11 protein-coding genes and 2 pseudogenes are annotated in these 13414 nt (G+C 69.3%); 1 reads left to right on the top strand and 12 read right to left on the bottom strand.

Annotated elements, in window-relative coordinates; all coding sequences use genetic code 11:
- Positions 1–55: 55 nt before the first annotated feature.
- The 3 genes from ACSYGO_RS00430 to ACSYGO_RS00420 are packed head-to-tail and all read right to left on the bottom strand — an operon-like array spanning position 56 to position 2951.
- The gene (locus tag ACSYGO_RS00430; protein WP_460385382.1) at positions 56–1462 is read right to left on the bottom strand and encodes a sensor histidine kinase; all 1407 of its coding nucleotides are present in this window, start codon (positions 1460–1462) and stop codon (positions 56–58) included.
- On the bottom strand, positions 1459–2130 hold the full coding sequence (locus ACSYGO_RS00425; protein ID WP_432173658.1) for a response regulator transcription factor: 672 nt from the start codon (positions 2128–2130) through the stop codon (positions 1459–1461). Before ACSYGO_RS00425 ends, ACSYGO_RS00430 begins: the two co-directional genes overlap by 4 nt.
- 35 nt (positions 2131–2165) lie before the next feature.
- The gene (locus ACSYGO_RS00420; protein WP_460385381.1) at positions 2166–2951 is read right to left on the bottom strand and encodes a hypothetical protein; all 786 of its coding nucleotides are present in this window, start codon (positions 2949–2951) and stop codon (positions 2166–2168) included.
- 259 nt (positions 2952–3210) lie between these two features.
- Here ACSYGO_RS00420 and ACSYGO_RS00415 point away from each other — a divergent pair.
- A pseudogene (locus ACSYGO_RS00415) lies at positions 3211–3729 on the top strand (acyl-CoA dehydrogenase family protein); the annotation flags it as partial.
- A 261-nt stretch (positions 3730–3990) separates the two neighbouring features.
- Here the strand turns inward: ACSYGO_RS00415 and meaB are convergent.
- From meaB to ACSYGO_RS00370, 9 genes and pseudogenes are all read right to left on the bottom strand, one after another.
- Positions 3991–4998, bottom strand: coding sequence for a methylmalonyl Co-A mutase-associated GTPase MeaB (gene meaB / locus ACSYGO_RS00410; protein ID WP_460385380.1), 1008 nt, complete (start codon positions 4996–4998; stop codon positions 3991–3993).
- Positions 4999–5003: 5 nt separating this feature from the next.
- Complete coding sequence (scpA, locus tag ACSYGO_RS00405) at positions 5004–7187, bottom strand: methylmalonyl-CoA mutase (RefSeq protein ID WP_460385379.1); 2184 nt, start codon at positions 7185–7187, stop codon at positions 5004–5006.
- Positions 7187–8998, bottom strand: coding sequence for a methylmalonyl-CoA mutase family protein (locus ACSYGO_RS00400; protein WP_460385378.1), 1812 nt, complete (start codon positions 8996–8998; stop codon positions 7187–7189). Before ACSYGO_RS00400 ends, scpA begins: the two co-directional genes overlap by 1 nt.
- Positions 8999–9097: 99 nt before the next feature.
- Positions 9098–9676: a GNAT family N-acetyltransferase gene (locus ACSYGO_RS00395; RefSeq protein WP_460385377.1), complete on the bottom strand. Its 579-nt coding sequence runs from the start codon at positions 9674–9676 to the stop codon at positions 9098–9100.
- Between the two features lie 202 nt (positions 9677–9878).
- A pseudogene (locus ACSYGO_RS00390) lies at positions 9879–9977 on the bottom strand (3-hydroxyacyl-CoA dehydrogenase family protein); the annotation flags it as partial.
- Between the two features lie 8 nt (positions 9978–9985).
- Complete coding sequence (locus tag ACSYGO_RS00385) at positions 9986–10639, bottom strand: class I SAM-dependent methyltransferase (protein WP_460385376.1); 654 nt, start codon at positions 10637–10639, stop codon at positions 9986–9988.
- A 394-nt stretch (positions 10640–11033) separates the two neighbouring features.
- The gene (locus ACSYGO_RS00380) at positions 11034–11825 is read right to left on the bottom strand and encodes a MerR family transcriptional regulator (RefSeq protein WP_460385375.1); all 792 of its coding nucleotides are present in this window, start codon (positions 11823–11825) and stop codon (positions 11034–11036) included.
- A gap of 15 nt (positions 11826–11840) precedes the next feature.
- On the bottom strand, positions 11841–12602 hold the full coding sequence (locus tag ACSYGO_RS00375; RefSeq protein ID WP_435229673.1) for an ABC transporter permease: 762 nt from the start codon (positions 12600–12602) through the stop codon (positions 11841–11843).
- Complete coding sequence (locus ACSYGO_RS00370; protein ID WP_432173640.1) at positions 12599–13408, bottom strand: ABC transporter ATP-binding protein; 810 nt, start codon at positions 13406–13408, stop codon at positions 12599–12601. Before ACSYGO_RS00370 ends, ACSYGO_RS00375 begins: the two co-directional genes overlap by 4 nt.
- Positions 13409–13414 lie beyond the last annotated feature (6 nt).

Genomic DNA, 13414 nt, shown 5'->3' with positions numbered 1-13414 from the left:
GCGTCTGACGAACTGTGCAGAGGAGAACGCTGCGGTGCGGACCGTGTGGGCGCTGTCAACCCGCCTGCGGGGCCGCCGGCCCGTCCAGCTGATCCGTCGCCAGGCTCACCGGAGGCAGCCACAGCCGCAGTCGTACGCCGTGTGGCAGTGGTTCGGCGGCCACGCCGCCGCCGTGTGTTTCGGCGATCTGCCGGACGATCGCAAGTCCCAGCCCGGAACCTGGCAGTGATCGCGCGGCCGGTGACCGGTAGAAGCGGTCGAAGACGAAGGGGAGGTCGGCTGCCGGGATTCCGGGCCCCTGGTCGCACACCGACACCGTGCCGTCCGCGGTCGTGGAGACGGTGATCTGCCCCTGTTCGGGACTCCACTTCACCGCGTTGTCCACAAGATTGCCGATCGCCCGCTCCACCGCGTCCGGGTCTGCGTGCACCATGCACGGCGTCAGTTCCGCGGCGAACCGCAGCCTCGGCGAACGCGCCGCCGCCCGGTCCAGCGCCCGCCGAGCCAGCAGGTCGAGTCGGGTGTCCTCGGTGTGCGTCCGCACACTGCCGTAACGTCCCAGATCGACCAGGTCGTTGACGAGGGAGGTCAGCTCCGCGGCCTGCGCGCGGGCCTCGCCGAGCAGCGCGGGGGCCTGCGGATCGGCCAGGCCCGGGCCCTCGCCGAGCAGTTCGAGGTTGGTGGTCAAGCTGGTCAGTGGAGTGCGCAGTTCGTGTGAGGCGTCCGCAACGAGCCGCCGCTGGGCACCCACCGACTCCTCGAGCGCCGCCATCATCGCTGCGAACGACCGGGTGAGGCGGGCTATTTCGTCCCGTCCGCTAACGTGCAGACGGACTGTCAGATCCTGTGTCGTCGTGACGTGTTCGACGGTCTCGGTCAGCCGCCGCACCGGCCGGAGCACCCGCCCGGCCGCCAACCGCCCGGCCACCGCGGCCAGGAGGCAGCCGCCCGCGGTGATCCCGACGAGCAGCACCGCAAGCTGCCGCAGAGTGCCGTGCACGACCGCAGTCGGTACATAGGTGCGCACCAGGCCGCCGCGGCTGTCCGCCAACTGCGTGGTGTAGATGCGGTAGTGCCTGTCACCCCAGTCAGCGTCGTGGAAGTACGCGGGGTGGGCGCCCTCGGCGACCTGTACGTCCACGTCGCTGACGTCGACGAACCCGTCCGTCGGGCCCTGGGCGACCGGCGGCAGGACGAACTGCAGCGTCGTGGAGCCGACAGATACCGGCTTCGTCGGGATGACGACCTGGTCCGGTTCCTCGCCGTTCTGCTCCGCCAGCGCGCTCTTCTGCTTGAAGCCTTTCACCACCCCCGGTGCTTGGTCCGCGGCTGAAACCAACTCGGCGTCGCGGCGCTCGTTCAGATTGACGCTCAGCGCCGGATACAACACCACCGAGGCCAGTACCAGCGCAGCGAGCACCACCGCGGCGCCCGCGGACGCCAGCCTGTTGCGCAGGCTCACGGCTCCTCCCGCAGCACGTACCCGAGCCCGCGCACGGTATGGACGAGCCGCGGCTCGCCGCCCGCCTCCAGCTTGGCCCGCAGGTAACTCACGTACACCCAAAGGGCGTTGGACGACGGCCCGAAGTCGTAGCCCCAGACCGAGTCGAAGATCAGCGTACGGCTCAGCACCCGGAGCGGATTGCGCAGGAAGAGCTCGAGCAGCGCGTACTCCGTTCTGGTCAGTTCCAGGACGCGGCCGCCGCGGGACGCCCGGCAGGCGGAGGTGTCCAGCTCCAGGTCGGCGAAGCGCAGCACCTCCTGGTCTGCGCCGCTGCGCCGCAGCAGGGCACGGATCCTGGCACGTAATTCCTCCAGGGCGAACGGCTTTGCCAGGTAGTCGTCCGCGCCCGCGTCGAGGCCCGCGACCCGGTCGGCGACCAGGTCGCGGGCGGTGAGCATCAGGATGGGGATGCGGTCCCCCCTGGCCCGCACCCGGCGGCACACCTCGAGGCCGTTCGGTTCCGGCATGAGGATGTCCAGCACCACCGCGTCCAGCCTCCCGGCGGCCAGCGACTCCAGCGCGGCGGTACCGTCCGCCGCGACCGTGACCTCGTACCCGTCCCGGGTCAGGGCGCGCGCCAGCGAACGGCGCACCGCGTCATCGTCGTCAACCACCAGCACTCGCATGGCGCAAGGGTGCCTTACCGCTTGTCGGCGCGACGTCAGTTCGACTCGAGCGAGGGCGCAACGGCCTTGCCGTTCCCGGGCTTCCCGGGCGCGGGTGTGCCCGGAGCGGGCTTCCCGTCGCCCGGCTTGCCCGGTCCGGGCTCACCCGGCTTGCACGCGCCGGGCTTGCCGGACCTGCCATCCTTCCTCGACTTCCCGTCCTTCTTGGGAGCCGGCTTGTCCTCGCCCGGCTTCCCCGGGGCCGGCTTGGCCGTCTCCTTCTTGAGCTGGATGATCGCGTCCGTGAGCTGCTGCGGGCTCACCCCGAGCTCGGCGGCGATCGCCGCGTACGCCGGGCTGGTCTCGTCGATGTGCCCCTTCGGGCCGTTGGCCAGCTTCTCCAGGGCGTCCAGCGCGGACTTGGCCTTCGCAGTCGACACACCGAGGATCTTGGCGAAGTCAGCGGCGCTGAAGGTGGAGGCACCGCCCTTGTCCCTCTTGCTGCCGGGGTCACCCGGCTTGGTACCGCCCGGCGCCTCCTTGAAGAGCTTCTGCAGCAGCGCCCTCGCCTTGGTCACGGGCATGCCCGTCTCCTTGGCGAAGGCCGCCACGATCTGGTCGGTGAGCTTGCCGCCGTTCGCGCCGAGCGCGATCTTGACGTTCCTGAGAGCGTTTTCCAGCTTGCCGACCGGCTTGTCCGGCAAGCACCGGACGACGGTCTTGCCATGGCCCGTGCTGCCGGCCCCCTTGCCGTCGGACGTGCCGGCCGCTACGGCCGAGCCCGCTCCGACGGTGAGAACGAGCGCTGTAGTGGCGGCCAGTGCTGCGGATGTGTGGCGCATCGTGCGCCTCCCTTCTGGTGGCTGCTGCCAGCACACCAGCCGCCGCTTCAGACCACCCGAGCCGGACCTTAGGACTTCCCTAGAAGAGCAAGAGGCCTCCCTGCGCTCCAGTGACAGCAGGCGCGGCAGGGGCAGGGCTTCGGCGTGATCGCCTACCGCTGGGTTCGTGACGAACTGTCAATTCGGCGATGTGCTCGGACCCGGATACTGCTCATTCAGGGCGAGGGCTCGCTCGACGGAACGGCTCTACGACCGCATCATGTCGGCCGTGGCTCCCGGCCAGCTGGAGCGGGCCGCGAGCACGGAATACCCTCGCGCGGAGCTGCGGGAGCTGGCTGCCGCGGGTCTCACCGCATTGGCCGTGCCGGAGGAACTCGGCGGACCGGGCGCGGACCTGCTCGCCCTCGGGCTCGCCGCCGAGGAACTCGGCTACGCCTGCTCGACCATGGCCCTGTCGTACTTCTTCGTCAATGTGCAGACCAGCTTCTTCGCCGCACACGCGCCGGCCGCGGTACGAGATGAGTGGCTGCCCAAGCTCATCTCCGGCGAGGCCATCGGCTGTACCGCGCTCACCGAACCCGGCACCGGTTCGGACGCCTCCGCACTGACGTGCCGCGCCGAGCGGGTCGAGGGCGACTGGAAGCAGTACGGGGAGAAGTCCTCCATCACCCAGGCCCCGCACGCCGATGTCGCCGCCGTCATCGCGCAGACCGATCCGGGCAAGCGCGCCAAGGGAATCGGCGGCTTCGTGGTGCCGCTCGACGATCCGACCATCTCGCGTCAGTCGTTCGTCGACCCGGGCTGCAAGGCCATCGGCCGCGGCGCGATCACCTTCGACGGCACCTTCGTGCCCGACTCCCACGTGATGCTCGAACGCCCCGCGCCGCCGGCGCGCTCTCGGCGCTGCGCACGCTTTCCCATCGGAAGCCGACGTCGGTCACCCGCCGGAGCGGGGCAGGTGACGTGCCGCCCGGGAGCACGAGGGGCCACACTCCTCGCGCACCGGAACCGTGCCCAGGTCAGAACGGGTGCGGTGATCTCACTTCGCCGGACCGTCCGCTTCGTCGTTCGTCCGGAAGGCGCCCAGGATGCGCTCGGCCGCCAGCGTGGCTGTCAGGTCGCCGTCCCGTACCTGCTGTTCGAGGGCGGGGGTGAGGGCCCGTACCGCCGGATCACGACGGAGCTGGTCGAGGAGATCGCCGTGGACCATGGCCCATGTCCAGTCGATCTGCTGGTCGCGGCGTTTGCCGACGAGACGTCCGGTGGAGTCGAGCAAGGTGCGGTGCTGCTCCAGCCGTTCCCAGAGCGTGTCCAAGCCGGTGGACTCCCGTGCGCTGCAACTGAGGACGGGCGGGGTCCAGAAGGCGTCCTTGCCGTGCATCAGCCTGAGCGCGCCCGCCAGTTCCCGCGCCGCGGCTCGGGCGTCGCGCTCGTGGGGACCGTCCGCTTTGTTGACGGCGATCACGTCGGCCAGCTCCAGGACACCCTTCTTGATGCCTTGCAGCTGGTCGCCGGTCCGGGCCAGGGTGAGCAGCAAGAAGGAGTCCACCATGTTCGCGACGGCGGTCTCGGACTGGCCGACGCCGACCGTCTCCACCAGCACGACGTCGTAGCCGGCTGCCTCCATCACCACGATCGACTCCCGGGTCGCCTTGGCGACCCCGCCCAGCGTGCCCGCCGTGGGCGAGGGACGCACGAAGGCCGACGGGTCGACGGCCAGGCGTTCCATCCGGGTCTTGTCGCCGAGGATCGAGCCGCCGGTCCGGCTGGAGGACGGGTCCACGGCGAGCACGGCCACCCGGTGCCCCAGTCCGGTCAGCATGGTGCCGAAGGCGTCGATGAACGTCGACTTGCCCACCCCGGGCACCCCGCTGATGCCGATCCGTCGGGACCGGCCGCTGTGCGGGAGCAGTTCGGTGAGCAACTCCTGCGCCAGGGCCCGGTGCGCGGGCCGGGTGGACTCTACGAGGGTGATCGCGCGGGCGACGATTGCGCGCTTCCCGTCGCGGACGCCCTTCACATACGTGTCGAGATCGATCGCTGCCATGCGCTCTACAGGTCGTGACCGAGGTCCGAGGCCAGCCGCGCGACCAGGCTGTACGCCGCGTCCGGGATGACCGTGCCGGGCGGGAACACGGCCGCCGCGCCCATCTCCAGCAGCGTGGGCACGTCCTGGGGCGGGATCACTCCGCCGACCACGATCATGATGTCCTCGCGTCCTTCCTCGGCGAGCTCCTCCTTCAGGGCCGGTACGAGGGTGAGATGTCCGGCGGCCAGCGATGACACACCGACGATGTGCACGTCCGCCTCGACGGCCTGGCGAGCCACCTCGGCCGGGGTCTGGAACAGCGGGCCGACGTCCACGTCGAATCCCAGATCGGCGAAGGCGGTCGCGATCACCTTCTGGCCGCGGTCGTGGCCGTCCTGGCCCATCTTGGCGACCAAGATACGCGGGCGACGGCCCTCGGCCTCCTCGAAGGCGGTCACCAGGCCCCGGGTGCGCTCCACGTTCGGGGACGCGCCTGCTTCGTTGCGGTACACGCCGGAGATCGTACGGATCTGGCTCGCGTGCCGCCCGTACACCTTCTCCAGGGCGTCGGAGATCTCGCCGACGGTAGCCTTGGCACGGGCGGCGTTCACCGCCAGCTCCAGCAGGTTCCCCTCGCCGCCGGCCGCCCGGGTCAGCGCGTCCAGGGCGTCCTGGCAGACGGACTCGTCGCGCTCCGCGCGCAGCCGCCGTAGCTTCTCGATCTGCTGGGCACGTACCGAGGAGTTGTCGACCTTGAGAACCTCGATCGCCTCGTCGTTCTCGACCCGGTACTTGTTCACGCCGATCACCGGCTGGCGGCCCGAGTCGATGCGGGCCTGGGTGCGGGCCGCGGCCTCCTCCACTCGCAGTTTGGGGATGCCGGCGTCGATGGCCTGCGCCATGCCACCCGCCTGCTCGACCTCCTGGATGTGCTGCCAGGCGCGGCGCGCGAGGTCGTAGGTGAGCTTCTCGACGTAGGCGCTGCCGCCCCAGGGGTCGATGACCTGGGTGGTGCCGGACTCCTGCTGGATCAGCAGCTGAGTGTTGCGGGCGATGCGCGCCGAGAAGTCGGTGGGCAGCGCGAGAGCTTCGTCGAGGGCGTTGGTGTGCAGCGACTGGGTGTGGCCCTGGGTGGCTGCCATCGCCTCGACGCAGGTGCGCGTGACGTTGTTGAACACGTCCTGCGCGGTCAGCGACCAGCCGGAGGTCTGCGAATGGGTGCGCAGGGACAAGGACTTGGTGTTAGCCGGATCGAACTGCTTGACCAGCTTCGCCCACAGCAGCCGGGCCGCGCGCATCTTGGCGATCTCCATGAAGAAGTTCATGCCGATCGCCCAGAAGAAGGAGAGCCGAGGCGCGAACGCATCGACGTCCAGCCCGGCTTCACGGCCCGCCCGGATGTACTCCACGCCGTCCGCGAGCGTGTACGCCAGCTCCAGGTCGGCCGTCGCACCCGCCTCCTGGATGTGATAGCCGGAGATGGAGATGGAGTTGTACCGGGGCATCCGCTGCGAGGTGAAGGCGAAGATGTCGGAAATGATCCGCATCGACGGCTTCGGCGGATAGATGTAGGTGTTGCGGACCATGAACTCCTTGAGGATGTCGTTCTGGATGGTCCCGGCCAACTTCTCGGGCGGCACGCCCTGTTCCTCCGCCGCGACGATGTACAGCGCCAGCACCGGTAGCACGGCGCCGTTCATCGTCATCGACACGGTCATCTTGTCCAGCGGGATGCCGTCGAACAGCTGCCGCATGTCGTAGATCGAGTCGATCGCCACGCCCGCCATGCCGACGTCACCCGTCACGCGCGGGTGGTCGCTGTCGTAACCCCGGTGCGTGGGCAGGTCGAAGGCGACCGACAGGCCCTTCTGGCCGGCCGCGAGGTTGCGGCGATAGAAGGCGTTGGACTCCTCGGCGGTCGAGAAACCCGCGTACTGACGGATCGTCCAGGGCTGGTTGACGTACATCGTCGGGTACGGGCCGCGCAGGTACGGCGCGATACCGGGATAGGTATCCAGGAAGTCCAGGCCCTCCAGGTCCTGCCCGGTGTAGAGGGGCTTGACGAGGATGCCCTCAGGGGTCTCCCACGACAGGTCGTCGCCGTCGGTCGCCCTCTTGAGGGCCGCACGCCATGCCTCGGGACTGCCGTCGAGAGCAGGGGTCCCCAGCTCGACCCCGGAGAAGTCGGGGATGGAAGGGACGGACATCAGGACACTCCCAAGCGGTCGAGCGTGGTGGAGAGCACAGCGACGGCGTCGCAACCGGCAAAGACATAGGTGTCGACGCCTTCGTACTGCCCGGGACGGCCGGCGAGGAACACCTGAGTGGCGCCCGCCGCCCGCAGCTCCCGTGCTGTCGCCTCGGCCTGCTCCGCGTACAGGGCGTCGCTGGAGCAGATGCAGACCTCCGTGGCGCCGCTGTCCTCGAAGGTGCCCTCGGTGACGGGCTCGATGCCGCCCGCCTGGAAGAGGTTCGCGGCGAAGGTCAGCCGCGCGGTGTGCGCGGAGGCCGGGCCCAGGGCGGCCAGATGGACACGGGGGCGGGCGCCGGTGGCGGCCAGGTGGGCGTCGGAGCGGGCGCGCAGGGCCTCGTACGCCTCGTCGCGCCGGACGCGCGGCAGGCCCCCGGAGGGCAGCTCGGGCGCAGGCTCGCGGACGACGGGCTTCTCGGCCAAGTGAGGGAACTCGCTGACGCCGGTGACCGATTCGCGGCGCTTGGCGAGTTTCGCCTTGCGGACGGCCCAGGTCTCGGCGAGCCGTTCCCCGACCATTCCGGAGCGCAGGGCGGTCGCCTGGCCGCCCGCCCGCTCGATGTCCCGGAAGAAATCCCAGCCCACGTGGGCGAGCTCGTCGGTGAGCCGCTCCACATACCAGGAGCCGCCCGCCGGGTCGATCACCCGGGAGAGATGGGACTCCTCGATCAGGATCGTGGAGGTGTTGCGGGCGATGCGCCGCGCGAACGCGTCGGGCAGGCCGAGCTCCTGATCGAAGGGAAGGACAGTGACGGCGTCCGCGCCGCCCACCCCGGCGGCCAGTGTGGCCACGGTGGTGCGCAGCATGTTCACCCACGGGTCGCGGCGCGTCATCATCACCGGCGAGGTCACCGCGTGCTGCATCTGTGCGCCCGCCCGCGGCGCCCCGCACACCTCGGTGACGCGGGCCCACAGCCGTCGCGCGGCGCGCAGCTTGGCGATCGTGAGGAACTGGTCGGCGGTCGCCGCGTACCGGAACTCCAGCTGCGCACAAGCCTGTTCGACGCTCAACCCAGCGTCCGTCAGCTCCCGGAGATACGCCACCCCGGTGGCCAGAGAGGCCCCCAGTTCCTGCCCGGCCGACCCGCCGGCCTCGTGGTACGGCAGCGAGTCCACGGTCAGCGCCCGAAGTCCCGGGTACGTGCCCGCGCAGCGCCGTGCCAGTCCGCTCACCGGGGCGAAGTCGTACGACCGCCCGGTCCGGGCCTCGTACCCCAGCGGGTCGGCGCCCAGGTTGCCGCGCGCCGCGTCGGCGGCGACGCCCTTCTCTTGGTAGAGCCCCAGCAACTCCTGTGCGGCGAGATCGACTTCGGCGCCGGCGTCGAGGACCACAGGAGCCAGGTCGAGGTAGACGCCGTCGAGCACCCGGCCGAGCGAAGCCACCGGGATGCCGCTGCCCTCACCGAGGACCAGCCACAGGGAGGTGACGCCGTTCTCCAGGTCGGTCAGGACAGTGCCGTCGCCCACGGCCGTGTGCCGCTGGCGTACGTCCCAGCCTCCGACGGTGTTGCCCTCGGCCCGCCCGCCGCGCACGAACGGCGCAAAACCAGGCAGGCCGGGAGCAGGCACACTGTCGCGTGCGGTGTACAGCGGGCGGGTGCCGAGCCCGTCCTCCAGTGCGGTGGACAGGGCATCCTCCGCGGTGTCGCCCGAGACCTCCTTGCCCGACTTGCGCAGCACTCCGGCCACCAGGTGTTGCCACTGCTCATGTGTCGCGTCGGGGAACTCGGCGGCCAGCGCGAGCCCGTCGTCAGGCAAGACCGTCATGCTCGGATGTTAGGCGAGACGGACAAAGGAGCAGTAGAGGGCGCGGCTGTGACCTTCTTCTCGCCGGGAGAGTGACCCGCGGCACCTTCCCGGCCGAGGTCAGCGGGGCGACAGCTCGTGTGTGGTGTTGAGTGCGGGGTGACGAGGAGCCAAGAAGACGATCTGACCCGCGGCCTCGGAGTCCCGAGGCGAGGGGACGACGCTCTGCCGCCAGTCCTGGGTACGGAAGAAGTTCACGGCCACACGGTCGTCGCCGTCGACCGCCGCCCAGGCCCGGTCGTCCAGGGCGGGCAGCAGTAGGACGTCCAGCAGCCGGGTGCCGACGCCGCGTCCGCGCGCTACCGGGGCGACCACCAGGTCGGTGACCTGCACCGCACCGGCGAGCCACTCCTGCGCCCGCCCGACGTCCAGCGCCGCATGTCCGGGATAGGGGTCCGCGCAGCGCATCGCGGTGCCGAAGCCGCACAACCGGCTGCCGATACGGGCGGTCACGGCGAGAAAGCCCGGCACGCGGGCGTCTTCGGCGAGCCGCCGGCGCAGCGCTCGAGGCTGTGACTCGTCCTGCTCTTGAGGGCGTTCGCGCGCTGCGATCTGCCGCAGATGCACGAACTCATCGACGACCGCGAGCGCCGCTTCGCCGGGATACACGGTCGTGGCGACCTCGGTGCTGACATCCATGAATTCCTCCACCGGGGATCGTCACGTATCTGCCCGTCTCCCGTCAATCGGCCGTCTCCGCGAAGCGGATGGATGGTGAACCTGCAGAGGCCCGGGGCGGGAAGCGGTGCACTCGCGCTTCCCGCCCCTGCCCTGTGCCGCCGTCCGAGATCCTCACCCCGGTCGGCGGTGCGGGTCCCTCAGCCCGTGTCGAACCAGGCCCTCAGCCCTGGTCATGGATGTGGAATCCCCGTCCGGTCTTACGGCCGAGGAGTCCCGCATCCACCATCCGCTGGAGCAATGGGGGAGGAGCGTAGAGAGGTGTTGGGATCAGCGGAGGCTCTCTCGGCCGGCCAGGATCTGGACTCCTTTTGCCGCGTGCCCGTTCATGGTGGCGACGGCGATGCGGCGGGTGTCGGCGATCTCGAAGTCCGTAAGCAGCGAGGCGAACCAGTCGCTCGGGTGGTGGCGGCAGACTGCGCCGTCGCCGGTTTCGAACACGCCATAGGTACCGTAGCGTTCCGCGAACTGGGCATAGCGATCACGATTGCGTTCGTCGTCCTGGAGCAGCAGGTCGCTGAGGTAGAGCGTTCCGCCCGGCTTGAGAACACGGCTGAGTTCGTCGACCAGCCGTCGCTGTGCGTCGTTGCCGGGTATGCAGGTCAGCACCGCGAAGAGGAGGACCACGTCGATGCTCGCGTCCGGGTGGGCCAACATCGGCGGTGCGTCCAGCACGGCGAAGCGCATCGTGGGATGCAGGGAGCGTGCCCGGGAGATCATCCCCGGTGAGGTGTCGACGCCGAAGAGGTCGGTGAAGCCCCGCTGTTCGAGGGCTTGCATGGTCCGGCCGTAGCCGCAGCCGTAGTCCAGGATCGCGGCATCCCGGTCGATGCCGTCCAGCCACGGCATGTGCAGTGGATGCGTGAACGTCTTGGTCGTCGCGGCGGCGTCCCAATAGGCACTCTGGCTGTCGAGGTCGGACACGGTGGATACCTCCATCGGTGCTCTGGAACAGCAGTCGCGCCGCCATGCTCTCGGATCCAGTGACCTGCCGTCGTGCCCGGCTCATGCACGCCCTGCATGGGCCACCTCGACCGGTACATCTGCAGGGCTCTGACGAGCGTGTCCTGCCGCTTCACTCGTCGTCTCCGCGGGCCAGGAACCCTGCGAAACTCATCGACTCCTCGCGCGTGACCTGCCGGACGGAAGTGCGCCCGGTCGAACCCGCGCTTCGCCGACACGCACATCGCCGACCTCGAAGTTCCGATCCTCGAACTCCAAGAGGTTTCCCGAGAAGAAGACGCGCACGGCAGACTGACGCCCGGCCGGCACAAGAAGCGGCCCCGAACAGACGTCACACCAGACTTCAGACCTGCATTCAAAGTGGGGGCAGTTCAGTGTCGAGCCTGTCGGCCGGCACTCGCTCGATGCGGGTCCAGCCCCTCCAGCCACGCTCCTTCAGTATCGCCAACACCAGTTCGGCACCTGGTGCGGACTCAAGCATGGTCGAGTCCATCAGAGCGACGAACTGATCGTCGAAGTCGTCGGTACCCACTTCGCCGGCCTCCACGGCGCGAATCATCAGGCGTTCCAGGATGTCGGCGATCTCGACGATCCGTGGATCGCCGGCCAGCCAGTCGGGCTCCCCGGTGAAGAAGCTGTAGAGCCTCACCATGTCGGGGTCGTCCAGCTCCTCGTGCTTCTTGGCAATCACGGAGTCGATCAGGTGCGGCACCTGCGCGGCGATCATGATCCAGGCATCCTGCTCCAGCTCGATGTACCGCTCCCCGACGCCGAGACCGCGCAGCCGGTCGAGGTAGCCCACCACGCTCTGCGGGAGCGCCAGGTGCTCTCCGGTGGCGAGCCGGGCGAGTCGGCTGCGGGTGTCCTGCAGCCGCCGGACCTCGGCGCGCAGATCCTTGTCGATCTCCTGGACGCCGCCGGCGAACTCCTCCGGGTTGGCGTCGAGGAGATCCTGCACCCTGGCCAGCGGCACGCCGGCATCGGCCAGGGTGCGGATCCGGATCAGTCGTACGACCGCGGCGGCATCGTAGATCCGGTACCCGGACCGGTCGCGCCCCGGCTCGGGCAGCAGCCCGATCTTGTGGTAGTGGCGTACCGCCCGCACTGTCACCCCGGCATACGCCGCCAGCTGGCTGATGGTGAGCATGGGTCTCAGCCTGCCTCAGGCGATCTTCCGGCGATAGGCGATCATCGCGAAGACGTACGCCACGACGAGGATGCCCACACACCAGGCGAGCGCGATCCAGATGTCGTCGCCGACCGGCTGCCCTGTGAACAGGGCACGGATCGTGTTGACGATCGACGTCACCGGCTGATGCTCGGCGAACCAGCGCACCGGGCCGGGCATCGTCTTTGTGGGCACGAACGCCGAGCTGACGAACGGCAGGAAGATGAGCGGGTAGGCGAACGCCCCCGCTCCCTCGACCGAGGACGCCGAGAGCCCGGGGATCACGGCGAGCCAGGTCAGCGCCAGGGTGAACAAGAGCAGGATGCCGGCGATCGCGAGCCATGCCGATACTCCTGCCCCTGAGCGGAAGCCCATGAGCACGGCGACGCCCACGACGAGCACGAGCGCGATCAGGTTGGCGACCAGAGAGGTGACGACGTGGGCCCACAGCACACCCGACCGGGCGATCGGCATGGACTGGAACCGCTCGAAGATCCCGCTCTTCACATCGGTGAACAGCCGGTACGCGGTGTAGGAGATGCCCGATGCGATGGTCATGAGCAGGATGCCGGGCAGCATGTAGTTCACGTACGAATCCGACCCGGTATCAATGGCGCCGCCGAACACGTAGACGAACATCAGCATCATGGCGACCGGTGTGATGACGGTCGTGATGATGGTGTCCATGCTGCGGGTGACATGGCGCAGGGTCCGCCCCGTGAGTGCGGCGGTGTCGCTGAAGAAGTACGCGGTCATTCTTGTCCCCCAGTTGTCGTGCGCGTGGCATCGCTCTTGTCGCCGCCGCCGATGACCGCGAGGAAGATCTCCTCGAGAGTCGGCTGCTTCTCGACGTACTCGACCTTGGCAGGCGGGAAGAGCTGCTTGAGCTCGGCGAGGGTGCCGTTCACGATGATCCGACCCTGGTGGAGGATCGCGATCCGGTCGGCCAGCTGCTCGGCCTCGTCCAGGTACTGCGTGGTGAGCAGCACCGTCGTCCCCTGCCCGGCGAGCTCCTTGACCGCATCCCACACCTCGATACGCGCCTCGGGGTCGAGCCCGGCCGTCGGCTCGTCCAGGAAGATCACCGGCGAATTCCCGATGAGGCTCATCGCGATGTCCAGGCGGCGGCGCATCCCACCCGAATACGTGGACACTCGCCGCGCACCCGCCTCGCTCAGCGAAAAGCGCCTCAGCAGGTCATCCGCGATCACGCCCGGGTCCTTGAGGTGGCGCAGCCTGGCGACGAGGGCGAGGTTCTCCCGACCGCTGAGGATCTCGTCGACGGCCGCGAACTGTCCGGTGAGGCTGATGGACTCCCGCACGTTCGTCGGATGCGTGGCGACGTCGAAGCCATGGACGCTCGCCGTCCCCGCATCGGCCTTCAGGAGCGTGGCAAGGATCCTCACGGTCGTGGTCTTGCCCGCCCCGTTGGAGCCGAGCAGGGCGAAGATGCTGCCCGGCGCCACGTCGAAGTCCACGCCACGCAGCACTTCGAGCTTCCCGTACGACTTCTCAAGACCACGCACGCGCATCGCCGGACCGGCGATCGTTTGGGCCGTCATGGTCAT

This window comes from Streptomyces krungchingensis (assembly GCF_054729265.1).
This window is presented reverse-complemented; position numbering and strand designations above follow the sequence as displayed.

What these genes read in the sequence shown, in the direction of transcription:
- ACSYGO_RS00425 (WP_432173658.1), bottom strand. Translation starts at nt 2,130, where the DNA reads ATGCGAGTGCTGGTGGTTGACGACGATGACGCGGTGCGCCGTTCGCTG.
- ACSYGO_RS00420 (WP_460385381.1), bottom strand. Translation starts at nt 2,951, where the DNA reads ATGCGCCACACATCCGCAGCACTGGCCGCCACTACAGCGCTCGTTCTC.
- meaB (WP_460385380.1), bottom strand. Translation starts at nt 4,998, where the DNA reads ATGGCAGCGATCGATCTCGACACGTATGTGAAGGGCGTCCGCGACGGG.
- scpA (WP_460385379.1), bottom strand. Translation starts at nt 7,187, where the DNA reads ATGTCCGTCCCTTCCATCCCCGACTTCTCCGGGGTCGAGCTGGGGACC.
- ACSYGO_RS00400 (WP_460385378.1), bottom strand. Translation starts at nt 8,998, where the DNA reads ATGACGGTCTTGCCTGACGACGGGCTCGCGCTGGCCGCCGAGTTCCCC.
- ACSYGO_RS00395 (WP_460385377.1), bottom strand. Translation starts at nt 9,676, where the DNA reads ATGGATGTCAGCACCGAGGTCGCCACGACCGTGTATCCCGGCGAAGCG.
- ACSYGO_RS00380 (WP_460385375.1), bottom strand. Translation starts at nt 11,825, where the DNA reads ATGCTCACCATCAGCCAGCTGGCGGCGTATGCCGGGGTGACAGTGCGG.
- ACSYGO_RS00375 (WP_435229673.1), bottom strand. Translation starts at nt 12,602, where the DNA reads ATGACCGCGTACTTCTTCAGCGACACCGCCGCACTCACGGGGCGGACC.
- ACSYGO_RS00370 (WP_432173640.1), bottom strand. Translation starts at nt 13,408, where the DNA reads ATGACGGCCCAAACGATCGCCGGTCCGGCGATGCGCGTGCGTGGTCTT.